Below are 23,200 nucleotides of genomic sequence, written 5' to 3'. Positions count from 1 at the left end.
TGCACAGGTGTTTTTTTACCTGTGCAATTTTTTCCGTTTAAAACAAATATGTAATTAACCATTTCCCGTTATGTAGCATTAATTCAACTTCAATTTCTTGCGCTTCTTCATCATTAAAGAAAGATGTGGTCATCGCCATTGTGGCATAGACCGTTGCATATTCCCCATCAATTTCTTCTTCTAAATTACTTAGCTCAAAGTCAACCATTGAGAACATTAGTTCTTCGAATCCATTCCCAAATTCAGCATCCATCTCTTCTAACACGTGAGCACCTTCTTCGGGATGAATATATGTTTTCATCTGTTCAAAGTCAGCTTCGTTTAGTGAATGAACGAATCCTTCAACAGCTCCCGTTGGCGTGTTAGCAAAAGTGGTGCGGAAGAAAGCGAAATAAATAATGAGTGCGATGACTGCGACTGAACCGATACCTATGAAAATCTTCTTTTTAGACGTGTTCGTAGATTGGTTTGCACCGTTTGAATGAATCGGTTGTGATGCAGATTGTTGACTCGCTTGTTCCTCTGTTGCAAATGCTTGACCGCAGTTCGTACAGAACCGGTCATTTTCCTGACGTTTTGTACCACAATTTGAACAAAACAAAAAAATCCCACCTTTTGTATGAATTAGAGCTCCTCTATCTTATAACTGATTGCAGGTAAGAAGAAACCCTTTTTTGTTTTATTTACGGTAAAAAATTGGAGTTGAGGGTTTCTTTTTATAAATTGTTACGAGAAGCAGTATAAGTATAAAGGATTAGTATAAAAGATTGTTATTTTGCTTGAATCTGTGCATAAATGACCGATATAGTTAATTGGTGGCAAACGATAAAAAGGAGGTGAAGTTGTGTCTTTCTGTGGACAATGTGGAAATAAACGAGAGGTTGGAAAGCCCTTTTGTGGGAACTGTGGTCAATCATTAACCGAACAAACCAGAAATGGGAGTGCAAAGCCAGCCTCTGTAGTCAAACGAAAGCGTACCAAAAAAGAGAAAGGTTTACTTGGTGGGATGATTGCTGTCATTTTACTTGTAATGGGGGGAATCTATGCTGGAAATGAATACACATCAGCAGAACGCACCGTTGATCGATTTGTGAGTGCAGTTAACGCTGAAGATATTGAGGCGATTGAAAAGCAGTTGGATCGGGCTGGGGAACACGCCGTGCAGCCATTTGAAGTAGAAGCAATGATTGCTCTATTTGAGACAGGGGATGTAAATCTAAATCAATTGGCATCGTCATTAAAGAGTGTAGGATCATCGGAAGGATTCACGCTTGTAGAAGAAGGCACTTTTTTATTTATATTTAATACATATCAAATTGAAGTTAATGAACATTATTACGAAGTACATATACCACATGAAGAAATTGAGTTGACAATTGATGGCGAATCAATTAATACTGCTCAGGCAGACGATTATTTTATTCGAGTTGGACCGTTTATCCCGGGGATTTACACAATTGAGGCACTCGTTACTAATGAGTTTGGTGAGTTTACCCATACACAAACAGCGTCCTTTATCTATGGATACGAAACAGTCTATGTCGATATGAATATCGACCTTGTTTCTTTTAACATGTATGAGGAGAACGAACATGTTTCGATTTTAGTGAATGACACAGAGGTGTCGCTTGCAGAAGGTTCGGCTGAAGTGGGACCAATGCTAATTGATGGGCTATCGAGCTACCAAATTGTCGTTGAGTACCCATGGGGGGAAGAAACGTCTGAACCATTCCCAATTGATTCTGCCTATCAAGATGTGCTACTAGATTTTGAGATTAATGAAGAAATAGAAGCAAAGTTGGCTGAAGCAATCATTGAGTTTGGTGAATCGTATTATGAAGCGTTTAGTCAGTTTGATGAGGGGTTGCTAGTAAGAACGAGCGGAGAATTGCCTCATAATCATCTAGCAACGTTTTATGAAGTGTATGAAGATAATTCCTATGAATACGCAGCGCAGCTTGATTCAATTGATGTTTGGTATGAGGATCACTACTTAAGTTCAACTGAATCAGGAGAAGTGTTGCTCGTCCTGCCGATTGAATACGATGTTCAGGTAAACCGTTCTGGATTGGATTTAAGTGACGGTTTGTATCATTCAAGTGAAGCTTGTTTTATGAATCTTACCTTTGATAAAGAGGCGGGGTGGAGCGTGTATGACTGTCAGTTAAGCGTATCTAGCTGGCTTAACAGTGGTGATTCTGTCTCATATCCAGGATCTCAAGTCTTGCATCAATCAGATGATTCAGTGGAGATAGAGTTTTAGACCATAGATGAACCGTCAAATAAGCAGCTTTATCAGGTAACTAAATAATAGTAAAAAGGAGTACAAAAAATGAATTGTCCTAACTGTCACAAGGAAGCAAGTCCGAATGAAAAATTCTGTACAGCATGTGGTACGAAATTACATACACAATTTGGTGAGGGTAACCCGAGTAGCGAGAGCCACAGTGACCATACAAATGTGCAAGCGCAGCCACCAAGTCAACAAGCCTCTCAGGGCGACACTTTTTCAAATCAGGCAACCACTTTTGGAAAAGGGTTTGCACAAACATGTCTCGCTGTTTTAAAATATCCAACATCTATAAGTCAAGCAGGTGCAAGTGGTTTTGGACACGGTTTAGCGGCGCTGCTTCTATTCTCCGTTTTCATGCCGTTAGCAATCTATGCTTTTATTCAAAACATGCCATTTTTCTCGGCATTCGGTGGCGTTAGCTTTGGAGATATTGTTCCAGAGGTTTTCCTAATGATCATCATTACCCAAGCTGTTGTAGTCGGTTCTATATTTGTCTCATTAAAAATAGGTAAGGTTCAGGTCGCGTTTAAAGAGGTTGTAGCGCGTTATGGCGGGTTAATGATTATCCCAACGGCGCTTTCACTCTTATTGATTTTTATAGGTTTCGTTAATATAACAACTTTATTTTGGTGGACGATCATCTTAATTTGCATTACATCAAACCTTGCCTTGATAACAGCCATTTATAGTTATGCAAGTAAGAAAGCGCAAGCGGGTGTCGATCTCTTTTACTTACCTGTCATTGCACAATTCATCCTTTACCTTGTGATCTATTTTTATGTAGAAGGCCGCTTGAATACCTTTATGAACGGGTTATTTGAGATGTTTGGCGCTATGAATATGTTTTAAGCTGAAGCCATTCTCTGTTAAGGAGATGGCTTTTTTTGAAAATGAAAAACAAGAATGTTATAAATGTAGCAACCTAAGTAAGTTCCCTAACGTATAATAGAATGAGAGAAGAGGGGGCGGAATGATGAGTAACTCAAAAATGAGCTTAATTACATGGACAGCACTTTTTGTCATAATGACGCTTTGGTTTCCTAGCAAAGCCAACGCAGAAGCAGTTGTAGAGGACAATGTATCGTTTTTTTCGAGCACGGAAGCGGAACAAATTGAAGCAGAAGCGGATGATACATACTTTGATTATTACATACAAACCGTTCCGACTGTTGGCGAACAGAACATTGCTGAGGCAGCTGATGAGTTATTGAATGAGGTTGGTCAGCAAGGTTTTGATGTGTCGGTCTTAATCGTAGAGGATGTAAGCGAGATCTTTGTAAATATTCGACCAGGTTCTGAAGTAGATGATGTGTTGGGTGGAACAAGTATTGAATCGGTTATTGACCAGACCTTTATGAACTCACCTGATGGAGAGGGAATTACCGCGCTAATTGAATGGTTTGAGACGGAGCGCACGAGTGAATCATTTTATGGCATGATCATAAGCATTGTGATGATCGGTTTTGCCGGTTTTATTGTAGTCGGGTTTTTCATCAAGAAAAGAAATGAGAAAAAAGAGCGACAAGCTTCGATTAATACCCTTGTTGATCGACAAAAGCGTGTGCTTGCCGATACGCTTGAGCCGTATCATCAAGCGAATGAGCGTAGTGAGCTGAGTCGTGGAAAGACGCAGGAGTTATTTAAAGAGCTACACCAAGAGTTGTTTCAATTCTTAACAGAAGCAAAAGATCACGAGCAAGCGCTTAACAAATGGATAGGAGAGAATCAAAAGCAAAAAAAGACTGCATTTACGGCTGCCATTAAAGGATTGATGCAGGTAACAGAAGCTCAGGAGACTGAACTTGAAGAAAAAAGAACACGTTTGAAAACGATGATTGATCAAGAGATGGAAATTTCGTCTCAGATAAAATCAATGCGTGGACAAATGGATCAAATTCAGCAAAAAGCGAAGCAGGCAAAACAAATCTCGTCGTATGAATTAACAAAGGCTATGGATGAGATAGCGGAAGCAGAAAAGAAATTTGAGGAGATTGTTGCGGCAGATGAGGCATTTGACTTTATTACAGCTGCTAATCTTTATACCCAAGGAGAGAGCTTAATAGAGACCGCTGAAGCGCATATCGAGCTTATTTCTGCACTGTTGGAAAAACAGGATGAAGTTCTCGATCAAGTAGCGCAGCAGGAAGAGGATATTAAGATTATAGTGAAACGGGAAAACCTCCTATTAGTGGACGAAGATCCATATGCTCTTTTGCAAGGAGTGAGAGACAACTATTCGACATTTAAGAAGTCTCTAGAATACGGCGATGCAGCAAAAGCGAACCAGCAGTACGAAACGATGCAAAAAAGTATTGCTGAAGCTAAAACAAAAGTAGAATACCTTGTGCAATTAAGAGATGCAACGAAAAAGAGTTACCTTGAAGTGGAAAAGGAGCTTCGTAGGTTCCAGAGCCTTGACGAAATGTTTGCGGTAGAAGTAGAAAAATTGCGCGAAACGTATCATTCCAGTCATTGGACCCATATCGAGCAGTCGTTTCAGCAATTAATCAAACAGCTTTCTGAACTAAAAACAAAAATGCCGGTCATTGCTTCACTGAATGATGACCAGACGCAACACTATAAACAGGCGAACCAAGAATTGACTGAGGCCCAAACGATGCTTGGATCTGCAAGATCATTGTATAACGATTGCTTCCATACATTTGATCAGTTAGAGGCACAAAAAAACCAACTAGAAGAAAAGGCGCAATCGTTGCAGCAGGAATGGTCTGCAACTGAAACAAGAGTCAAACAGCTGGTGCTACCTCTTTCAAATGGGCTACTTGATCAATCCGAGCGGTCGATTAGGCTGCTTGAGCAAGGATTGAAGGAAAAGCCATTGAATCTAAGCAGTTCTGAGCAGGACCTAGCAGAAGCATCGCATCAGCTTAGCCTTATGAGAGATGAGGCGACAAGGATGGAGGAGGAAAAGAGGCAAGTTGAACGAGAGTGGCAGGATGTAGCGGCTTCTTATCAGCGTATCTCGCGTAAACTCTCACTTAGCTTCAGCGGTTCCTCCTTTAGAAGACGGTTTGAAACGGCGCAACAACAAATTGTCCGCTTGATTAGCCAAGGTTCCTATGCAAGCGCCAAGAGTGAGGTAGACATTGCTAGACGTATCGTTGACGAGATGCGGGAAGAGGAGCGGAGAATTGCTCGGAACGCTCAAACGGCGGCAACCATTAGTACAATGAGACATTCAAGCCGAAATTCTAGCGGTGGAAGCTGGGGATCTGGCGGTTCGCGTGGTGGCTCCTCCCGTGGAGGCGGCGGTGGTTTTGGCGGCGGTTCCTCGCGCGGCGGCGGAGGCAGTTTCGGCGGCTCATCACGTGGCGGTGGCGGCAGTTTTCGGAGCAAAGGCGGCGGAAGAAAGTTTTAATAGTGGACAAAGGATGCTCTGGTTAAGGGCATCCTTTTTTATAAAGGAGGTATGGATGGAACGAAAGGCGCTAGTCTTAATTGATTTGCAGCAAGCAATGTTTTATGAAGTTTAGGTTATCAAGCCATTTTAGCTTCTGATTGCCCATAGTACTTGGGATTCACAGGACTTGACGGTAAGCGAAATAATGACCCATTATAATCGTGTGCTAAGGTGGTTTGCAGTAGTAAAGCCGTCTCCGTTAATTATCTTCTAATAAGAAAAAAGCCTATCCGCAGAGCGTGATAGGCTTAAACGGGTTAGGCTTCATTTTTCTTGTTCAATTTTGCTTTTAACGCTTCCAGTTCGCTGTCCACTCCGCTGTTCTTATCGAGTGCGGCAAGCTCATCATCGAGTGATTTATTGTCGCTCCGTAGCTCTCCTGATGCATCAGCTTCGGCTTCTTGGCGCATTACTTTTTCTTCCATGCGGTTAAAGCCGCCACGAGCTCCACTTGAACCAATCGATGATAGGGATTCATTAACCTTAGAACGCGCTTTCGCACTTTCTGAGCGGGCCTTTAACGAATCTTTTTTCATATTCATGTCACGGTACTCATCTTTCATTTCGCGTAACTTTTCTTTCAGTTCTTCTGATAACTTTGCGGACTCTTCATGAGATTCTTTTAGTGAATCACGTTGCGTTTGTTGTTTGTTTTTATCTTCTAAAACACGACGAGCTAAGCCTTCGTCACCAGATTCTAATGCTCGCATAGCTTGATCTTCGCGCTTCGCGACAATCTCAGCGACTTCGTCATATTGTTTCTTAAGAAGCTTCTCGTTTGCTATTTGTTTGGCAACGGCTGCTTCAACATCAGAAATGTCTTTCTCCATATCAAGTAAATATTGGTCCAGCATTTTGCCTGGATCTTCAGCTTTGTTAAGCAAAGAATTTAATTCGGAAGATACAATTGTGCGAACACGGTTAAAAAAACGAAACATTGGTCCTTCCCCCTTTAATTGATCTATACATTCTTACGATACCATAACTCGTTCGGTAATGGATATTTCTACGTTATGAATGCATAAATGGTTTCACTTTTATTCAGCGAAGCAAGGTTTGTTCAGAGCTGCGCTCGTGGTATGCTATAGACATACAGATGCTAAAGGAGTGGAGAATCAGATGAAACGAATTGCAATTGATATGGATGAGGTTATGGCGGACTTCACGAAAAAATTCATCTCATTATATAATACGGATTATCAAGAAGCGATTACCTTAGAAGACTTGCATGGGAAGAAGCTGCGCGAACTTCGGCCAGAGCGGGCCGAAGCGTTACGCAATTATCTAGTTGATCCTGGTTATTTTAGAGACCTTGAGGTCATGCCGGACGCCCAAGCGGTCATTAAAGAGTTGTCGGGCAAATATGAAGTGTATATTGCGACTGCTGCTATGCATTTCCCCTCTTCCTTCACTGCAAAATATGAGTGGCTTCAGGAACATTTCCCTTTTTTAGATGACCAGCATTTTGTTTTTTGTGGAGATAAAAGCGTGATTAAAGCCGATTATTTAATTGATGACAATGTCTATCAGCTAGAACGTTTTACTGGCGAAGGAATCTTATACACTGCTCCTCATAATGTACATACGACAGAGTATACGCGCGTAAATAATTGGCAGGAAGTGCGGTCGTATTTTTTAGATTAACGTAAAAAGCCGAGACTTTGTCTAAAGTCTCGGCTTTTCGTATACCTTCTTCATTCTTCAGGGCGCTTCCCTGGATCCATCTGTTCACTCGTTGCTGTACGCAACGGTTTTACTTTCATGTCTTTTTCGATTCTAATTTGACAGGATAGGCGTAAGTTTGGTGCAGTGATGCCTTTCTTTTCGCGAATCCCTGCTTCCGCCTCGCCGATCGGCTCAACTTCTCCTTCAACAATCTCACAAATACAAGTTGTGCAACGGGCATTGCCGCCACAGCGGTGAAGAATATCAACACCGTTGTCTTCCAGTGCTAAAACGAGCTTCTTTCCTTGTTCTGCTTTAAATGAGTGGTACCCTTCAACGTGAATAATTGGCATGAGCGTTATAACCCCTTTATAGATGCTTTTTTTCTCTCTTTCATTAAGTTTAGCATGAAACACTCAGAGCATGAATGACTTTCATGAAACTCATGAGAAAGGATAAACGATCTAATGAAAAAAGGGCAATTATATGTGGCGATAAGTTGTGTTATTCTAAGCCGTAATGAACGAGTAACTGAGTTTCTAAATGCTCTGCTTGTTCGAAGCTCAAGCTTTTACGTTTCTTCCGAACATATTCTTCAATTGCGCGTAAGTAAGCAGACAGCTCACTCGTTGCCGTTGGGATTAGTTTACTTGCATGATTTTCAATTGCTTGTAGATCTTCAGATGTATACATCGCGTTCACTCCTATGAACATTTCCTTTATACCGTTTAGTGTACCCTGGATGTCCTCCCATAACTATTAAACAGCTGCTAAACAATACGTGAAAGTGTCTAAACAAGTTGTAAAGAAAGCGGATAAAGTCTCTGAATGATTTGTTTTGATAAGACAAGGGAATGGGTCTATGTATGAGTGAAGTAAATTAGTCAATCTTAGTAGAGAAAAGAAAAAGGAGTGGTGTTAGATGTTATGCCGTTCGAATGATGAGTTACAGCTCCTCGTTAATCAGGCAAAAGATCTCTGTCCTGATGGGAAGGTTGCTGATTACATACCTGCTCTTGCTGAAGCAGATCAGGCTAAACTTTCTGTCGCTTTATTTTATCCAGATGGGCGTCTTTATTCAGCTGGAGATACAAAAGAAAATTTTACATTGCAAAGTATATCCAAAGTGCTCGCGCTTGCGCTCGCATTAATTGATCATGGAGAGGAACATGTTTTTCAGTGGGTGGGCAAAGAGCCAACGGGAGACCCGTTTAATTCCATTGCTAAATTGGAAACAACTACTTCAAAGCCGCTTAATCCGATGATTAATGCAGGAGCGCTTGCGGTAACTCATATGATAAAAGGGTCTTCGGTGTCCCATCGGTTTGAACGTCTACTCGAGTTTGTTCGCTGCCTTTCTAGCAATAAAGACATTGATTATAATGAAGAAATTGCAAAATCGGAGTACGAGACAGCGCACTTAAACCGAGCACTGGCTTTTTTTATGAAACAGCATGGTGCGATTGATGAAAAAATTGAAGGACTAATTGACTTGTATACGAAGCAGTGCGCAATTGAGATGAATTGCATGGATTTAGCGAGAATAGGCTGTGTGTTTGCAATGGATGGTCGAGATCCAGAGACGGATGAGCAACTCGTTCCGCTTGATGTAGCTCGGATTTGTAAAACATTTATGGTAACGTGCGGCATGTATAATGCCTCAGGTGAATTCGCTATTAATGTAGGAATACCCGCTAAAAGTGGTGTGTCTGGGGGCATCATGGGGGCAATACCGAAGAAATGTGGAATTGGAATATGTGGTCCCTCACTTGATGAGCGAGGAAATTCAATCGCTGGGATGAAGCTGCTGGAGATGATGTCAAAACAATATTCTTTTAGCATGTTCTAAGCAGGTCACAAAAAGTGGCTTGCTTTTTTGTATTTCCTCTAAAGCTGTTATCGCGTATAATCGGATGGCGGAAAAGTAGGGAGACGTAATGGAATGAAACAGATAAGTAGTGAATTAAAACAATTAAAGCAAGAAGTGCTGGCGCGAAAACAGAAGCGGATGACCATTAAGATGCGGTCTTTTTTAACTCGGCTCGGGCAGAAGCGCAGAAGCAAAGCACTCATAAAAGAAATAACCTATTGGCTCGATAAGTATGAGTTAGAAGCTTACACGTCAAAGAAAGTACCTTGGCATCAAGTGAAAATGGAGCAGTGGCTGACCTTTTCGGAGAAGAGAGTAAACCAATTTGCACGTCAAGTTCTAGTAAAAGATCAGGCTGAACCACTCAGACTGTATGTTCATCAGGAACAAGCGCTCAGGGCGATAAATAAACAAATGCATGAGCGATTTTCTGGCATTCTATCTATTCCTACAGGTGGGGGAAAAACGATTGTGGCTGTGCAGTGGTTGCTTTCGCATGGGATTCGAAATAAGAGAAAAGTGTTGTGGCTTGCTCATCGCCATGACTTGTTGGAACAGGCATATCATTCAATTGAAACGCTCGCTGTAAAGAGTTTGCTTTCTAAGCGAAAATCGTTTACTTGTCGTTTAATTTCAGGTCATAGCGAACACGATTCGATTACAGAGGTAACGGCGATGGATGACGTCGTTATTGCGACATGTATGAGTCTCGCCAATGCCATCCAGCTTTTTACGGAGCGATGGTTGAGAGAAGATGAGGAACTGCTTGTTATTGTAGATGAGGCACATCATGCAACAGCGAACACGTATCAAGTCGTTTTAAATGAATTAAAGCGTTATGCGAATCCGAAAATCCTTGGACTTACGGCCACGCCCTTTCGGACAATCGAAGAAGAGAAAGGTCTTTTAAAGAAAAGCTTTCGCGACGATCTCATTTATAAGATCGATTTAAGAACTTTAATCGCACGAGGAATTTTAGCTGATCCATATTTTAAAGAAGTAAAACTGAATGCAGGGGAACCCATTTATTTAACAGATTTAGAGAAAGAACAGATTAACCATTTTGATCAACTACCAGAGCGAATTGCTTCTCAATTAATTGATCACAAAAAACGAAATGATGTCATTGTAAAGGAATATGTATCAAACAAGGATGCGTACGGGAAAACAATTGTGTTTGCCATTAACCGAAAACATGCGGTTCTTCTGACTGTGCTGTTTCGGGCAAAAGGAGTGCGAGCCGCCTATGTTATTTCGCAAGAAAAAGAATCCAATCAACATAGAGATGCTACGCTCCACCAATTTAAGACAAATAAGCTTGATGTCATCATTAATGTGAACATGTTAACGGAAGGAACGGATCTACCCGATGTTCAAACCGTATTGCTGACAAGACCGACAACATCAAGAATATTGATGACGCAAATGGTTGGTCGAGCACTGCGGGGAACGGAAGCTGGGGGTACGGAAAAAGCATCTATTGTTTATTTTCAAGATAATTGGCATGACACGCTTACATGGGTTCTACCGCAAACGCTTTATGTAGATGAATCAGCAAGTCAACCAACTAGCAGAATAAGAGAGAAAGAGATTGTGCAGAGTCGTACGATCCCTCTCGAGCACTATGAACAATTGTTTAAACAAATTCCCACTAGTGAGCAGATTGATCACCTTCCATATAATAAAACAATTCCCGTCGGCGTCTATTCTTTTACCAAATTGAAGAATCCGGATGGGGAAACGATCGATATCCTTGTTTACGAAGTTCTTGAAAAGGAGTATCAATTGTTTGTGGAAGCTTTGCCGAAATTAAAGCCCAGCCAAAACATATGGGAGGTTGAAAAAGATTATTTTCCAGGACTAACAAATCAATTTGGATATCGAAGAGAAGATGTTGAAACGATCATACTCTTTTATAACGAAACGAAGCAAAAACCAATTTTTCGCTATTTTAAAGATCGTCATAAAGTAGATTTGGCTGTCATTGCGCAAAAAATACACGAAGAAAAGTTAGTTGGACAAGCAAAAAAAGCCTATATTGATGCTTGCTGGAGTGAGGAATCGAGTTTTCTGCCGATTTACTTCGGGTGGAATAAGCTGCTGTTTCGCAAGCGACTTGAGGTGGAGTTATTAAAACTGGAAGAACCAGAGCTTTTTATGAATGAGCAAACACCCAGTTGACGAGGCAACTGGGTGTTTGTTGTTTAAATTGGACAAGTGCCAGAGCAGTACACAGTTCCTCTGTAAGTAACAGTGTGACCACCAAATTCACTGTTCGTACTAACTCGTTGGAGTGTACCAGAATATCCTCCTTGGTTATAACGAATGGTATTAGGAATTGATTGGTTGCTAGAATAAAAACGCTGAACCGTTACAACTCTACTATTTTGAATCGTCACATCTCTATCAACCTGCGCATTTGTACCTGCTTGTTGCGGAGCAGCCTGCATGTCCCCTTGTGGGAAAACAACCATCGCTAGAACCGCCATAATCGTCACCATACTCATTTTTACTGTTTTCATGTAATGCCTCCTAATTATTAGTAGTTTTTACATTTCAAACATAGCAGTTTTTAATAGAATAATCAATCTATTCTGTGTTGGGAAAAATAGCAGTCTATTGTCTCTTTTTTTCATAGATTAAAGTAAAAAATAGAGAATATTATAGTAAATAAGCGATATACTCCTTCTGGGATGATGGAATTATTGGGAAAATTAACGTCAAGTAAACAAATTTTTATTCCATCATTTGAATAAAAGAACGTGCGACAGTATGAATGGCTTTCACTGTATCAACATGCATAAAAAAATGCTTTGTTTTAAGATAAAAATTTCGTACAATTAACCTAGTTCATTTTATCTAGTTGATGCGTTATACGTTATTTTTAAAACCCAAAAATACATAAAACATGGGGAGGAAACATATGAACGATTTGTTTTTTCTTTTATTTATCTTATCGATGGTTTTATTTATAGTTGGATTAATTAAACCTCAGCTTGCGCTCTGGTGGCTTCCAAACGAGCGAAGAAGTAGAGGGAAAGCGATGACATTATCTGTTATTGGGATGATTTTGTTTTTAGTTTTGTTTGGAGTGACGGCCGATCCAGTAGAAGATGAAGCTGCTGCAGTTACAAGTTCTAATGGAGAAGCAAAAGAAGGTTCTGATCATGAGGCAGAGAACTTAGCTGAAGAAAAGGCAGAACGTAAAGCCGAGGAAGAAGCGAAGAAGCAGGCAGAAGAAGAGGCAGAGCGTAAAGCCGAAGAAGAAGCGGAGAAGCAGGCAGAGGAAGAGGCAGAGCGTAAAGCCGAAGAAGAAGCGGAGAAGCAGGCAGAGGAAGAGGCAGAGCGTAAAGCCGAGGAAGAAGCAAATGCAGCTACGGCATCACAACAGCAGGCAATTGCAATGTCTCTGAGCTACTTGGACTATTCCGCGTTTTCAAAAAGCGGGTTAATTGACCAGCTAGAATTCGAAGGGTTTAATACAGCGGATGCTACATATGCTGTAGAAGCAATTGAGGTGGATTGGTCAGAACAGGCAGTGTTAACAGCTGAGAGCTACATCCAATACTCGGCGTTTTCAAAAAGCGGATTAGTTGATCAACTAGAATTTGAAGGATTCAGTAGTGAAGATGCAACTTATGGGGTAGAGACAATACATGTTGACTGGCCAGAACAAGCTGTAATAATGGCACAAGACTATCTCGATTACTCATCATTCTCTCGATCAGGGTTAATTGATCAGTTAATTTTTGAAGGCTTTTCTCAAGCTGATGCAACAGCAGCTGTTGATGCTGTAGGACTTTAAATAGAAAGTGTTAACCCGTCATGAAAAATCATGACGGGTTTTTAGTGTGAATTTATCAAAAAAAATGGAATTGTGCGTTTGAAAAACAGTGACAAGGTAATAGAAGAATAGGATTATTCCTTCAATTCTATTAAATGAGAGGAGAATGGGATTAATGAAGCTCGGTTTAGAAGTAGCAAAAGAACTAATCGCACGTGCCGAAGAAGAGGCTGAACGAATCGGTGTACAAATGGTTATTACAATTGTTGATGACGGTGGAAATTTAATTGCTTCGCATCGAATGGATGATGCATGGCTTGCAAGTATCGATATTGCTGAGAACAAAGCATGGACGGCGGTCGCTTTAAAAACGAAAACGGCTGATTTAGCTGAAGCTACAACACCGCATTCAGAACTTTTTGGATTGAATACAACGAACAATGGACGAATTGTTGTGTTTGGTGGAGGTATTCCGTTAGAGAATGAGAATGGCATTGTTGGCGCGATTGGCGTGAGCGGTAGTTCGGTTGAAAACGATATTCGAGTTGCTGAAGCAGGGGCAGAACTATTTACACAACAAGTTGAAAAGATGAGATAGGCGTCAGCTACAAACGAATTTGAAAACCACTCATTTATACCGAATGGATTAAATAAATCTTTACGAGGAGGAATCAGCGTGGTCGGAAATCGTGGTGTTGTCTACATGGGTAAAAAAGGTGTCGAAATACAGGATATTGAATACCCAGATCTTGTCTTAAAAGACGGTCCAGGAGTACCTGCTGCAAACGTAGGAAGAAAATGTGAACATGGTGTTATTCTGAAAGTGCTTACAACAAATATATGTGGGAGCGATCAGCATATGGTGCGGGGGCGGACAACTGCTCCTGAAGGTCTAGTGCTCGGTCATGAGATTACAGGCGAAGTAATTGAGGTTGGGCGCGACGTTGAATTTATTCAAAAAGGTGATTTGGTGTCTGTGCCATTTAACATTGCCTGCGGTCGTTGTGTGATGTGCCAAGAGAGAAAAACGCATATCTGTACAAACGTAAATCCGGAGCGCCCAGGTTCAGCCTACGGATACGTAGATATGGGCGGCTGGGTCGGTGGTCAGTCGGAATATGTCATGGTTCCGTATGCTGATTTCCAGCTACTCAAGTTTCCAAATAAAGAAAAAGCAATGGAGAAGATACTTGATTTAACGATGTTATCTGATATTTTTCCAACAGGGTTTCACGGAGCATATACAGCTGGCGTAGGAATTGGTTCGACTGTCTATGTAGCTGGGGCAGGCCCAGTTGGTCTTGCCGCTGCTCATTCGGCTCAGTTGCTCGGGGCATCAACCGTCATAGTTGGTGACCTGAACGAAGAGCGTTTGCAACAAGCAAGGAGCTTTGGTTGTGAAACAGTTAATCTAGCAAAACATGATCGACTTGGTGAACAAATCGAGCAAATTCTAGGAGTTCCAGAAGTCGATGCTGCTGTCGATGCCGTTGGTTTCGAGGCCACAGGTCATGGAGAAGGCGGTAGCGAACAACCTGCTGCTGTGTTAAATGCGATTATGGAAGTCACACAAGCGGGAGGAAGGCTTGGAATACCAGGCTTGTATGTGACGGAAGATCCCGGAGCATCTGATGAAGACGCTAAGGTGGGTTCACTTAAAGTTCGTTTTGGACAAGGTTGGGCGAAAGCACATACCTTTGTTACTGGACAAACACCCGCTATGCAGTATAATCGCCAGTTAATGAAGTTAATCATGTCCGATAAAGCGCAAATCGCTAAGGCGGTTAATGCGACGGTGATTTCTCTTGATGAAGCGCCTGCTGGGTACAATGATTTTGATGGCGGGGCTGCGAAGAAGTTTGTCATTGACCCTCATGGTGTGTTGAATTAAAAATAGGTTAGCATCTTAACGAGCGAGGGCTTCCTTGCTCGTTTTATTTTTGGCATAATAGATAAAAAGAACGTTGTTTAAAGGAGTTCAAACGATGGATAAAGAACAGGCTGAACAGATCATACAACAATTAAGAAACAAAGAGTTGGATCAATATAAAGTGGCAAAAGAAGATTTTCCAGTCTTCAGAGAAACATTGATTAGTCAAGACGACATCAAAGATTTTCGTGGGAATGCACAACATTTCGGCGCAATCATTTATACGTATCAGCCTGGGTGGACTGCTTAATCGTACTTCCATCAAGTTGAATACATGTAAAGCGTACTCATTTAGAGTACGCTTTTAAGACTGCCTTGAAAACCTAGCGATAGCGTTCATGAATGGTATTTTTCTTTAATGTACCGTCCGTTCCAAATTCATAGAGTTCAAGGGAAAGAGCAAGGGATCTTTGCGTAAAAGTCTTAGAGAAGTGGTCTGTTAAAACGGCAAATAAAGCAGTGCAAGTGTGATCTTTTTCTGTTTTTGTTCGTCCTGCTCCAATCTTCAAAGTAAGATGGACAAAAGCGTCGTTGCTGTCTGCCCCATCCGCCACATAGTAGTGTTCCAAGGCAATGGCTCTTGAACGGATACCACCGATAGGGAAGGTTTCTGGTTGAGCAAGGAACACCTCGTGAAGGGACGGGAGTAATTGATTGACGTTTATATCTGCAACTAAATTATTCGTGTACTCAACGATGATATGAGGCATGACGATCTGCTCCTTTTTTTGGCGTAAACGTTTCATCTCCGGCGATCGTATTCACCAACCTACCAATTTGCTGAATTTCGGTTATGACCTCGTCTCCAGCGAACACATTTGCTAGTCCTTTTGGCGTGCCAGTTAAAATGATGTCGTTTGGGCTTAACGTCATGAAAGAGCTTAAGTATTCAATTAAAAAAGGGATGTCAAAAATCATGTCACATGTGTTGCCTTCTTGTTTTAATTCGCCATTTACGTACGTTCTTAATGCGAGATTCATAGGATCGTCAATAGCTTCAGCATCAACAAGATAAGGACCAATCGGTGTGCATGTATCACGGTTTTTTACACGTAAATTAGGTCGATAATAGTTTTCCAGATAATCTCGAATGGCGTAATCATTGGCTATTGTATAGCCTTTGACATAGTGATACGCGTCTTCTCGCTTAATGTGTTTGCCCGTTTTTCCAATGACAACGCCAAGTTCGCATTCATAATGCATCTGCTGAGCTGAGTCAGGTCGGTAGGTAAGAGATCGATGTCCAACAAACGTATTCGGTCCTTTTAAGAAGACAAGTGGCTCTTCTGGCGCTTTAAAAGAAAGCTCACCAGCATGATCAGCGTAGTTTAATCCAAGTACAAAGACAGTTCGTGGCTTAACAGGAGGCAAAAATACGACATCTGTCTCTTTGAGCAATTGCCCGTTTTCTAACTGCAATGTTCCATCGGGTAAAGAAACGGCCTGCTGGACAACACCGTTTGCTGCGACACGTGCTGTTCTCATTAGCCAGCCTCCTTTTTTTCAGCTGCAATAGCATGATTTAACTGTCCAATTTCTGCAATATAAATGTCAATTTGATCGCTTTGTTTTGCCAGAGGCAGCTCGCTTGGTGTACCAACTAGTAAACAGTCACCTTGTTGCAGCGTCATGAATTCAGTTACTTCGCTAATGAGCTGTTCGACAGAACGGACAAGCTGAGATGTATGGAATGTAGCTGTTTGTTCGTTATTAATAGTTGTTACAATCAACAGGTTATTTGGGTCGCTGACTGCATCTTTGTTGACGATCCAAGGTCCAGCTGGATTAAATCCATCAAGTGCGCGGTATTTAACGGCAGGGCGAAAAAAAGAATCGTGAGGTAGGGAAAGATCGCTGACAATGGTATAGCCAGAAACGTAATGAAGCGCATCCTCGATTTTGACAGAAGAAGCTGTTTTGCCAATGATAACCCCTAGGGTAGCACCGACATGAACATGACTTGCAGAAGGTGGTAGCGTTACTTCTGCTCCGTGACCCGCCTTTGTATTCTCCGGTTTTATGTAAAGGATGGGTGCCAGAGGTGGAGCTATATAGGGTTTTTCAGTAAAACGAGGAGCGTTAGCTTTTAGCGCATTTACTTCATTTAGCAAACAACCGTAAATTGTACCTGTTATGGGGCAATCATAGTTACGATCTGTCGCGAATGCGCTCCGCATACCATGAAATTGTTTTCCGTTATAATTACCAGTTATCCGTGTCACATAAAAACCTCCTTTAGTTATTTATTATGGGGATTCATTATTTTGAATACAGCTTTCAATGAAGCGAAGAGCAGCTTTTGATAAGTAACGGTCCCTTAACCAAATAAATGCAGACTCTGTTTCTAGTTGAGTTTGTCTAATTGCTGTGACTGAAGTATGAGGGGGTTGGAAAGCAAGTAAAGTCGATTTTGGCACGATTGTAACCCCAAGACCGCTTGATACAAGTGATAGAAGCATAGAAACATCTGGACATTCACAAAGGATTTGTGGATGAAGCCCTTTATTCGTAAAAGCTTCTATAATTTGTTCATATTGACCTGTACCGCTTATGCGGTGGAGTAAAAGCAAAGGAGTGGTGGCAAGTTCGGTTAAATCAATGGATGGAGCGGCAAACTGTTGAAATGACGATGGATAAACAACAACATAAGGTTCTTTTACTAAGTGATAGTAGTCAAAATTATCTAGGTTAAGAGGCATGCGAATGAGCCCAATTTCAACTTCTCGTGCTTTTACGAGCTCGCTAATTAAGTAACTGTCTCCCTGTCGTAGAGAAAAAGAAACATTTGGATAACGTTTATGGAATTTTTTCATTCGTTCAGGAAGGTAAGCAAAACATGATTTGACAGCTCCTAGACGCAACGTCCCACGTAAGCCGAGGCCCGTTTCCCGTATTTCTTTTTCCAACTCGTCCAGCTCATCAAGTAGATGTTCTGAACGTTGATAAAGCGCTTCTCCTGCCTCAGTTAAGAGCAATCGCCTGCCTTTTCGTTCAAACAACATCACGTTTAACTCTTCCTCAAAAATTCGGAGCTGCTGGCTTAAAGGAGGCTGCGCCATATGCAACGATTTTGCTGCTTTTGTAATCTGCCCCTGTTTCGCTATTTCGCGAAAATACCGCAATCGCTTTAAGTCCACAAGTCATCACTCCTTCACCTATAGCGTGTAAGATGAGCAAACTATACTTAATGCGTATGTACTTGATACAAAACTAATATTTTTCCTATACTTTACCACGTGCTAGAGTATATGCAAAGACTTTTTGTAAGCGCATTCATAAAGGGAGTGATTCATATGTATGAAGAAGTGAAGAAAAAATTAAGAGGATCCATTGCACCAGTTGTCACACCATTTAATGAAGATGAAACGCTTGATTTAGCTACTTTTTGTTCATTAATTGACTGGCATATTGAAAGCGGCAGTCATGCAATCTCCGTTACAGGCACAACAGGAGAGCCGAGTTCATTAACGATTGAAGAGCGGGTCCTGTTGATGGAGACAGCTGCCAAGCAAGTGAACGGACGCGTGCCATTTGTGCCGGGGACAGGATCAACGAACCATCAAGAGACGTTGTATTTAACAAAAAAAGCGAAGGAACTGGGTGCTGATGCGGCTCTAATTATTGTTCCTTATTACAATCGTCCATCTCAACATGCGCTGTACAAACATTTCAAAGCGGTTGCCGACGCGGTCGATATTCCGATTATTATTTACAATATTCCCGGTCGAACAGCGACCAATCTGCACGTAAAAACATTGGCTCAATTAAGCAAAGACTGTGAAAACATTATTGGCGTCAAAGAATCGAATAAAGATTTCGAGCATGTGAACCGCGTATTGCTTGAGTGCGGCCGTGATTTTCTATTGTATTCAGGCATTGAATTGCTTTGTTATCCGATGCTAGCAATTGGTGGTGCGGGACATATTAGTGCAACGGCTAATCTTGTTCCGGGTAAAGTAGCTGAAATCTATGATGCTTGGCAAGCAGGTGAAGTCAATCGTGCTTTAAATCTACATTATGAGCTCATGCCGTTAAACGACGTTTTGTTTAAAGACACAAATCCAGCACCGTTAAAAGCCGCTCTCGGAATGATGGGCAAAACAAAACCGGTATTAAGAATGCCGATGGACGTTCCAACAAAAGAACTTCAAGAAGAGATTCGTACCGTATTACAAGACTACGTAGAAGTCGTTACAAACTCATAAGTTAAGGAGGAAGTCTAATCATGAGCCAACAAACGCAGACGGTTTGGAAAAGAGAAGACGTTCAAGTGAGAGACATCCAGCACTATATCAATGGGTCTTTTGTTGAAGCGAGATCCAACGAATCTTTCGCGAACATTGATCCGTTTAAAAATAAAGAGCTTAATCAAGTTGCTTCTGGAGATGAGCGTGATATTGATGAAGCGGTTGAAGCGGCCTCGCGCGCTTTTAAAAGGGGGCCTTGGGGATCGATGACGGTTGAAAAACGGATGGTTTACATTAACCGGATTGCCGATTTAATTGATGAAGACATTGATGAGATCGCTCATCTGGAAGCTCTTGATACAGGATTACCTATTAGCCAAACGAAAAAAATGACGGCACGTGCTGCAGAAAATTTCCGCTTCTATGCACGAATGGTGCAGTCCGTTTTACATGGTGAGTCTTACCCAGTTGATCAAGCATTTCTTAACTATACCGTTTACAAACCGATTGGCGTTGTTGGATTAATTACGCCTTGGAATGCCCCGTTTATGCTAGAAACGTGGAAGGTTGCTCCGGCGCTCGCGACAGGAAATACGGTTGTTTTGAAGCCTGCGGAACTGTCGCCACTCACGGTTAATAAATTGGCGGAAGTAATTGATCGAGCTGGTTTGCCAGCAGGCGTGTTTAATGTTGTTCATGGATACGGAGAAACGGCTGGTGCTGCTTTGGTTGCGCATAAAGATGTCGCTGCGATCTCGTTTACAGGAGAAACAACAACAGGAACGACGATCATTAAAAACGCAGCCGATACATTAAAGAAAACATCGATGGAGCTTGGTGGAAAGTCGCCTTTAATCGTTTTCGAAGATGCAAACTTTGAACGTGCGCTTGATGCAGCGGTTTGGGGGATCTTCTCGTTTAACGGAGAGCGCTGCACAGCTAACTCTAGAGTTTTTCTTCATAAGAGCATAAAAGATCGGTTTGTTGAAGCGATGAAAGAGCGAGTCGATCATTTAACGTTAGGTGATTCGATGGATCAGACGACTCAGCTTGGACCACTTATAAGTAAAGAACATATGAACAAAGTAAAGAGCTATATTGACCTTGCAAAAGAAGAAGGTTGTGACGTGTATCAAGGGGCTGTGCCTGATGCATTAGTCGATGGGAATTTTGTGCCACCAACGCTGCTTTTAAATGCAGAAAATCATATGCGTGTCTGTCAGGAAGAAATTTTCGGACCGGTAGTTGCAATTATTGAATTTGAAGACGAGCAAGAAGTGATTGACGCAGCAAATGACGTTGAATACGGCTTAGCGGGCTATGTGTGGACGAATGATTTACAAAGAGGCCACCGCGTTGCCCAAGCTGTGGATGCAGGGATGATTTGGGTCAATGCACAGAATGTTCGTGACTTGCGCATTCCATTCGGTGGAATGAAAGCGAGTGGAATCGGTCGTGAAGGCGGGCATTACGCGATGTTTGAATTTTATACAGAGCCAAAAGCGATTCACATTGCGCTTGGCGATCATCCTATTCCGCAATTTGGAAAGAAAAAATAACGGGGGGCGTTTTCTTTGCCAGCAAAAACAGGACAGCAGTATATCGACCGGTTAAAAGAAGCGAAAAACAATGTATACATGCACGGCGAACGAATTGATGATGTCACGACTCATGCGGCAACAAAAAATGTCGTGCAGTCGATGGCGAAGCTGTATGACGTACAGTTCGAGCAAAAAGAGAAGATGTTGTACACCTCAGAGCAAACGGGCGATCAAGTTGGCATGACGTTTCTGCGTCCTAAGACGATTGAGGATCTTGAGCGTCGTCGTGAAGCGATTCAAGAGTGGGCGCGAATTTCTGGTGGAATGATGGGCCGTTCTCCGGATTATTTGAATGCTGAAGTGATGGCGATGGGCGTTTCGAACGACCTTTTTGCGGAAGATGAGCAGCGTTTTGCTGATAATGCCCGGCGCTACTATGATTTTGCTAGGGAAAATGACATCAGTTTAACGCATACGCTAATTCACCCGCAAGTGAATCGAGCAAAAGCACAGCATGAACAAAAAGATGCGAACGTGGCGCTTCGTTTAGTTGAAAAACAGAAAGACGGCATAATTGTAAACGGAATTCGCTTATTAGCGACGCAAGGAGGAATTACAGACGAAATCCTTGTGTTTCCTTCGACTGTTAAACCAGCGGGAGAACTTGACGATCCGTATTCACTGGCGTTTGCGATTCCAAACAATACGGCTGGCTTGAAGTTCTTGAGTCGTGAGTCGTTTGATTACGGGAAGAATGCTTGGGATCACCCGATGTCTGCTCGTTTTGAAGAAGGAGATGCCATTGTATCGTTTGAAAATGTCTTTGTACCTTGGGACCGCGTTTTCGTCTGTGGAAATTCATCAATCTGTAATCGGACGTTCCGCGATACGAACGCGGTTGTGCATATGTCTCATCAAGTTGTTTCGAAGAACGTCGTGAAAACAGAGTTTTTACTAGGCGTTGTCTTAAAACTAATGGATGCAATTGGTATTGACGGTTTCCAGCATGTTAAAGACAAGGGCACGGAGATTATGCTCACGCTTGAAGCAATGAAGTCTCATTTGTATCGTGCAGAGCAGACTGCCAAACTCGATCAATGGGGAACGATGACACCGAATTTTGAAGCGTTAAACGCGGCCCGTAACTGGTATCCGCGCGTATATCCGCGCTTGAACGAAATTTTACGAGTACTGGGTGCTTCAGGCCTGATGGGAATTCCGACAGAGGCGGACTTTCATAACGAAGAAATTGGGGATATTCTTAACCGCGGGCTACAAGGTAAGAACATGGAAGGATATGAGAAAGTACAGCTTTTCCGCCTTGCATGGGATATGACGATGAGTGCGTTCGGAAGCAGACAAATGCACTATGAATACTACTTCTTTGGAGATCCAGTTCGGATGGGGATGGCTTACTTTGATGGGTTTGAAAAAGAGTCATACAAAGCACAGGTTGACGAATTTTTAAAGAGTATACCAGGTGTGAAACCGACACTTGTGAGGGGGTCATAAGATGAGCGGAGAAATTATTCGTACAGGTCGTGCGGTGCTTCACGTAACGGATTTTGAAAAGGCAAAAGACTTTTATGTAGAAAGTTTAGGTTTCATTGAAACGGAATCAACGGAAACAGAGATGTATTTAAGAGGGTTGGAAGAACATAATCATCACTCATTACTACTGAAAAAGAAAAAGGAAGCCGCAATCGAGGCGATCAGTTATAAAGTCTATACTGACTCTGATCTGGACGCACTTCATGAACAATGCCTAGTAGAAGGGCTAGAGCCGATATGGATTGAAAAAGGAGCTCAGCAAGCGATTGGCCGCACGCTCCGTGTGCAAGATGTATCCGGTCTACCGGTTGAATACTACGCCGAGATGGACGGAGTCGAGCGTTTATTACAACGTTACGATTTATATAAAGGTGCTCGCGTGCAGCGAATTGATCACTTTAACTGCATGGTCAGAGATGTAGAAAAAGCCTATGCCTTTTATACAGAAAAGCTCGGCTTTGCTTGTTCGGAGTATACAGCTACGGAAGAGGAGCGAGTGTGGGCGGCTTGGTTACATCGGAAGCCTTCTGTCCATGATGTTGCGTTTATGAATGGAAAAGGTCCTCGTTTACACCATGTTGGTTTTTGGTTAAGCGATCCACTTGCTCTGATTCATGCATGTGATGTATTAGCAGCAAAGGGTTATTCCCCAAGCATCGAACGTGGCCCTGGTCGACACGGCTTATCAAACGCCTTTTTCTTATATGTCCGTGATCCAGACGGGCACAGAATTGAACTATACAATGGCGACTATTTAACAAGTGATCCAGATTTCAAACCAATTCGGTGGGGGATCAATGACCCGATGAGAGGGACTTTCTGGGGGCATGAAGCGCCGGATAGCTGGTTTAATGAAGCGTCGATCGTACTTGATGTTAAGACACAAAAGCCAGTTGAAGTGAATACACCAGTATTAAAACAAGGAAAGCCACAATTTGTGATTTAGGAGGGGATGCGA

The 23,200-nt window shown here is 42.0% G+C and carries 23 protein-coding genes; 14 read left to right on the top strand and 9 right to left on the bottom strand.

The window, feature by feature from the left end; translation table 11 throughout:
• Nucleotides 1-37 precede the first annotated feature (37 nt).
• Nucleotides 38-601 (bottom strand): zinc-ribbon domain-containing protein, encoded by a 564-nt coding sequence (locus tag JOC54_RS12520; RefSeq protein WP_054794955.1) that lies wholly within the window; start codon nucleotides 599-601, stop codon nucleotides 38-40.
• Nucleotides 602-844: 243 nt separating this feature from the next.
• Between JOC54_RS12520 and JOC54_RS12515 the strand changes: the two genes are divergently transcribed.
• The 3 genes from JOC54_RS12515 to JOC54_RS12505 all read left to right on the top strand — a co-directional run bounded on the left by JOC54_RS12515 (nucleotide 845) and on the right by JOC54_RS12505 (nucleotide 5,672).
• Nucleotides 845-2,263 (top strand): zinc ribbon domain-containing protein, encoded by a 1,419-nt coding sequence (locus tag JOC54_RS12515; protein ID WP_204466581.1) that lies wholly within the window; start codon nucleotides 845-847, stop codon nucleotides 2,261-2,263.
• A gap of 69 nt (nucleotides 2,264-2,332) precedes the next feature.
• A complete protein-coding gene (locus JOC54_RS12510) occupies nucleotides 2,333-3,142 on the top strand; it encodes a zinc ribbon domain-containing protein (RefSeq protein ID WP_204466580.1) in 810 nt (269 codons plus the stop codon).
• Between the two features lie 124 nt (nucleotides 3,143-3,266).
• Nucleotides 3,267-5,672, top strand: a complete 2,406-nt coding sequence (locus tag JOC54_RS12505; RefSeq protein ID WP_204466579.1) for a septation ring formation regulator EzrA — start codon at nucleotides 3,267-3,269, stop codon at nucleotides 5,670-5,672.
• A gap of 299 nt (nucleotides 5,673-5,971) precedes the next feature.
• Here JOC54_RS12505 and JOC54_RS12500 read toward each other — a convergent pair whose 3' ends face one another.
• Nucleotides 5,972-6,652 carry a PspA/IM30 family protein gene (locus JOC54_RS12500; RefSeq protein WP_204466578.1) on the bottom strand — a complete coding sequence of 227 codons (681 nt, stop codon included), beginning with the start codon at nucleotides 6,650-6,652 and terminating at the stop codon, nucleotides 5,972-5,974.
• A gap of 181 nt (nucleotides 6,653-6,833) precedes the next feature.
• Here JOC54_RS12500 and JOC54_RS12495 point away from each other — a divergent pair, with 181 nt between their 5' ends.
• Nucleotides 6,834-7,358, top strand: coding sequence for a 5' nucleotidase, NT5C type (locus JOC54_RS12495; protein ID WP_204466577.1), 525 nt, complete (start codon nucleotides 6,834-6,836; stop codon nucleotides 7,356-7,358).
• 50 nt (nucleotides 7,359-7,408) lie between these two features.
• Here JOC54_RS12495 and JOC54_RS12490 read toward each other — a convergent pair whose 3' ends face one another.
• Complete coding sequence (locus JOC54_RS12490) at nucleotides 7,409-7,732, bottom strand: 2Fe-2S iron-sulfur cluster-binding protein (RefSeq protein WP_204466576.1); 324 nt, start codon at nucleotides 7,730-7,732, stop codon at nucleotides 7,409-7,411.
• A 151-nt stretch (nucleotides 7,733-7,883) separates the two neighbouring features.
• Entirely contained in the window at nucleotides 7,884-8,072 is a 189-nt protein-coding gene (locus JOC54_RS12485; RefSeq protein WP_035419325.1) for a hypothetical protein, read from the bottom strand.
• Between the two features lie 229 nt (nucleotides 8,073-8,301).
• Here JOC54_RS12485 and glsA point away from each other — a divergent pair, with 229 nt between their 5' ends.
• Entirely contained in the window at nucleotides 8,302-9,228 is a 927-nt protein-coding gene (gene glsA, locus JOC54_RS12480; RefSeq protein ID WP_035419326.1) for a glutaminase A, read from the top strand.
• Nucleotides 9,229-9,321: 93 nt separating this feature from the next.
• Nucleotides 9,322-11,430 carry a DEAD/DEAH box helicase gene (locus tag JOC54_RS12475; RefSeq protein ID WP_204466575.1) on the top strand — a complete coding sequence of 703 codons (2,109 nt, stop codon included), beginning with the start codon at nucleotides 9,322-9,324 and terminating at the stop codon, nucleotides 11,428-11,430.
• Between the two features lie 23 nt (nucleotides 11,431-11,453).
• Here the strand turns inward: JOC54_RS12475 and JOC54_RS12470 are convergent, their stop codons facing one another.
• Nucleotides 11,454-11,771 carry a hypothetical protein gene (locus JOC54_RS12470; RefSeq protein WP_204466574.1) on the bottom strand — a complete coding sequence of 106 codons (318 nt, stop codon included), beginning with the start codon at nucleotides 11,769-11,771 and terminating at the stop codon, nucleotides 11,454-11,456.
• 401 nt (nucleotides 11,772-12,172) lie between these two features.
• On the opposite strand from JOC54_RS12470, the gene JOC54_RS12465 reads away from it, so the two are divergent.
• From JOC54_RS12465 to ykzS, 4 genes are all read left to right on the top strand, one after another.
• Complete coding sequence (locus tag JOC54_RS12465; protein ID WP_204466573.1) at nucleotides 12,173-13,054, top strand: Ltp family lipoprotein; 882 nt, start codon at nucleotides 12,173-12,175, stop codon at nucleotides 13,052-13,054.
• 154 nt (nucleotides 13,055-13,208) lie between these two features.
• Nucleotides 13,209-13,631 (top strand): GlcG/HbpS family heme-binding protein, encoded by a 423-nt coding sequence (locus tag JOC54_RS12460; RefSeq protein WP_437183541.1) that lies wholly within the window; start codon nucleotides 13,209-13,211, stop codon nucleotides 13,629-13,631.
• 78 nt (nucleotides 13,632-13,709) lie between these two features.
• Nucleotides 13,710-14,924, top strand: a complete 1,215-nt coding sequence (gene fdhA, locus JOC54_RS12455; protein WP_204466571.1) for a formaldehyde dehydrogenase, glutathione-independent — start codon at nucleotides 13,710-13,712, stop codon at nucleotides 14,922-14,924.
• Nucleotides 14,925-15,018: 94 nt separating this feature from the next.
• Nucleotides 15,019-15,213, top strand: coding sequence for a protein YkzS (gene ykzS / locus JOC54_RS12450; RefSeq protein ID WP_035419334.1), 195 nt, complete (start codon nucleotides 15,019-15,021; stop codon nucleotides 15,211-15,213).
• Between the two features lie 73 nt (nucleotides 15,214-15,286).
• On the opposite strand, the gene JOC54_RS12445 is transcribed toward ykzS, so the two are convergent.
• The 4 genes from JOC54_RS12445 to JOC54_RS12430 are packed head-to-tail and all read right to left on the bottom strand — an operon-like array spanning nucleotide 15,287 to nucleotide 18,100.
• Nucleotides 15,287-15,673: a 5-carboxymethyl-2-hydroxymuconate Delta-isomerase gene (locus JOC54_RS12445; protein WP_035419337.1), complete on the bottom strand. Its 387-nt coding sequence runs from the start codon at nucleotides 15,671-15,673 to the stop codon at nucleotides 15,287-15,289.
• Complete coding sequence (locus tag JOC54_RS12440; protein WP_204466570.1) at nucleotides 15,654-16,448, bottom strand: fumarylacetoacetate hydrolase family protein; 795 nt, start codon at nucleotides 16,446-16,448, stop codon at nucleotides 15,654-15,656. The genes JOC54_RS12445 and JOC54_RS12440 overlap by 20 nt, the downstream gene beginning before the upstream one ends.
• Nucleotides 16,448-17,185 carry a fumarylacetoacetate hydrolase family protein gene (locus JOC54_RS12435; RefSeq protein ID WP_204466569.1) on the bottom strand — a complete coding sequence of 246 codons (738 nt, stop codon included), beginning with the start codon at nucleotides 17,183-17,185 and terminating at the stop codon, nucleotides 16,448-16,450. The genes JOC54_RS12440 and JOC54_RS12435 overlap by 1 nt, the downstream gene beginning before the upstream one ends.
• Before the next feature lie 24 nt (nucleotides 17,186-17,209).
• Nucleotides 17,210-18,100 (bottom strand): LysR family transcriptional regulator, encoded by an 891-nt coding sequence (locus JOC54_RS12430; RefSeq protein ID WP_204466568.1) that lies wholly within the window; start codon nucleotides 18,098-18,100, stop codon nucleotides 17,210-17,212.
• Nucleotides 18,101-18,256: 156 nt separating this feature from the next.
• On the opposite strand from JOC54_RS12430, the gene hpaI reads away from it, so the two are divergent.
• From hpaI to hpaD, 4 genes are read left to right on the top strand one after another with little or no spacing between them, the layout of a single operon-like run.
• A complete protein-coding gene (gene hpaI, locus JOC54_RS12425; protein WP_204466567.1) occupies nucleotides 18,257-19,168 on the top strand; it encodes a 2,4-dihydroxyhept-2-ene-1,7-dioic acid aldolase in 912 nt (303 codons plus the stop codon).
• A gap of 20 nt (nucleotides 19,169-19,188) precedes the next feature.
• Nucleotides 19,189-20,709: a 5-carboxymethyl-2-hydroxymuconate semialdehyde dehydrogenase gene (hpaE, locus tag JOC54_RS12420; RefSeq protein WP_204466566.1), complete on the top strand. Its 1,521-nt coding sequence runs from the start codon at nucleotides 19,189-19,191 to the stop codon at nucleotides 20,707-20,709.
• A 15-nt stretch (nucleotides 20,710-20,724) separates the two neighbouring features.
• Nucleotides 20,725-22,203, top strand: coding sequence for a 4-hydroxyphenylacetate 3-monooxygenase, oxygenase component (hpaB, locus tag JOC54_RS12415; RefSeq protein ID WP_204466565.1), 1,479 nt, complete (start codon nucleotides 20,725-20,727; stop codon nucleotides 22,201-22,203).
• 1 nt (nucleotide 22,204) lies between these two features.
• Complete coding sequence (hpaD, locus tag JOC54_RS12410) at nucleotides 22,205-23,188, top strand: 3,4-dihydroxyphenylacetate 2,3-dioxygenase (protein WP_204466564.1); 984 nt, start codon at nucleotides 22,205-22,207, stop codon at nucleotides 23,186-23,188.
• The last annotated feature ends 12 nt before the right edge of the window (nucleotides 23,189-23,200 follow it).

Source organism: Shouchella xiaoxiensis (assembly GCF_016907895.1).
GTDB lineage: Bacteria > Bacillota > Bacilli > Bacillales > Bacillaceae_D > Shouchella > Shouchella xiaoxiensis.
The sequence above is the reverse complement of the archived record's forward strand: the minus strand, read 5'-3'. Positions and strand labels throughout refer to the sequence as shown.

Coding starts and splice junctions, on each gene's coding strand:
- JOC54_RS12510 (WP_204466580.1), top strand. CDS start 2,333: ATGAATTGTCCTAACTGTCACAAGGAAGCAAGTCCGAATGAAAAATTC.
- JOC54_RS12505 (WP_204466579.1), top strand. CDS start 3,267: ATGAGTAACTCAAAAATGAGCTTAATTACATGGACAGCACTTTTTGTC.
- JOC54_RS12500 (WP_204466578.1), bottom strand. CDS start 6,652: ATGTTTCGTTTTTTTAACCGTGTTCGCACAATTGTATCTTCCGAATTA.
- JOC54_RS12495 (WP_204466577.1), top strand. CDS start 6,834: ATGAAACGAATTGCAATTGATATGGATGAGGTTATGGCGGACTTCACG.
- JOC54_RS12490 (WP_204466576.1), bottom strand. CDS start 7,732: ATGCCAATTATTCACGTTGAAGGGTACCACTCATTTAAAGCAGAACAA.
- JOC54_RS12485 (WP_035419325.1), bottom strand. CDS start 8,072: ATGTATACATCTGAAGATCTACAAGCAATTGAAAATCATGCAAGTAAA.
- glsA (WP_035419326.1), top strand. CDS start 8,302: ATGTTATGCCGTTCGAATGATGAGTTACAGCTCCTCGTTAATCAGGCA.
- JOC54_RS12475 (WP_204466575.1), top strand. CDS start 9,322: ATGAAACAGATAAGTAGTGAATTAAAACAATTAAAGCAAGAAGTGCTG.
- JOC54_RS12470 (WP_204466574.1), bottom strand. CDS start 11,771: ATGAAAACAGTAAAAATGAGTATGGTGACGATTATGGCGGTTCTAGCG.
- JOC54_RS12465 (WP_204466573.1), top strand. CDS start 12,173: ATGAACGATTTGTTTTTTCTTTTATTTATCTTATCGATGGTTTTATTT.
- JOC54_RS12460 (WP_437183541.1), top strand. CDS start 13,209: ATGAAGCTCGGTTTAGAAGTAGCAAAAGAACTAATCGCACGTGCCGAA.
- ykzS (WP_035419334.1), top strand. CDS start 15,019: ATGGATAAAGAACAGGCTGAACAGATCATACAACAATTAAGAAACAAA.
- JOC54_RS12445 (WP_035419337.1), bottom strand. CDS start 15,673: ATGCCTCATATCATCGTTGAGTACACGAATAATTTAGTTGCAGATATA.
- JOC54_RS12440 (WP_204466570.1), bottom strand. CDS start 16,448: ATGAGAACAGCACGTGTCGCAGCAAACGGTGTTGTCCAGCAGGCCGTT.
- hpaI (WP_204466567.1), top strand. CDS start 18,257: ATGTATGAAGAAGTGAAGAAAAAATTAAGAGGATCCATTGCACCAGTT.
- hpaE (WP_204466566.1), top strand. CDS start 19,189: ATGAGCCAACAAACGCAGACGGTTTGGAAAAGAGAAGACGTTCAAGTG.
- hpaD (WP_204466564.1), top strand. CDS start 22,205: ATGAGCGGAGAAATTATTCGTACAGGTCGTGCGGTGCTTCACGTAACG.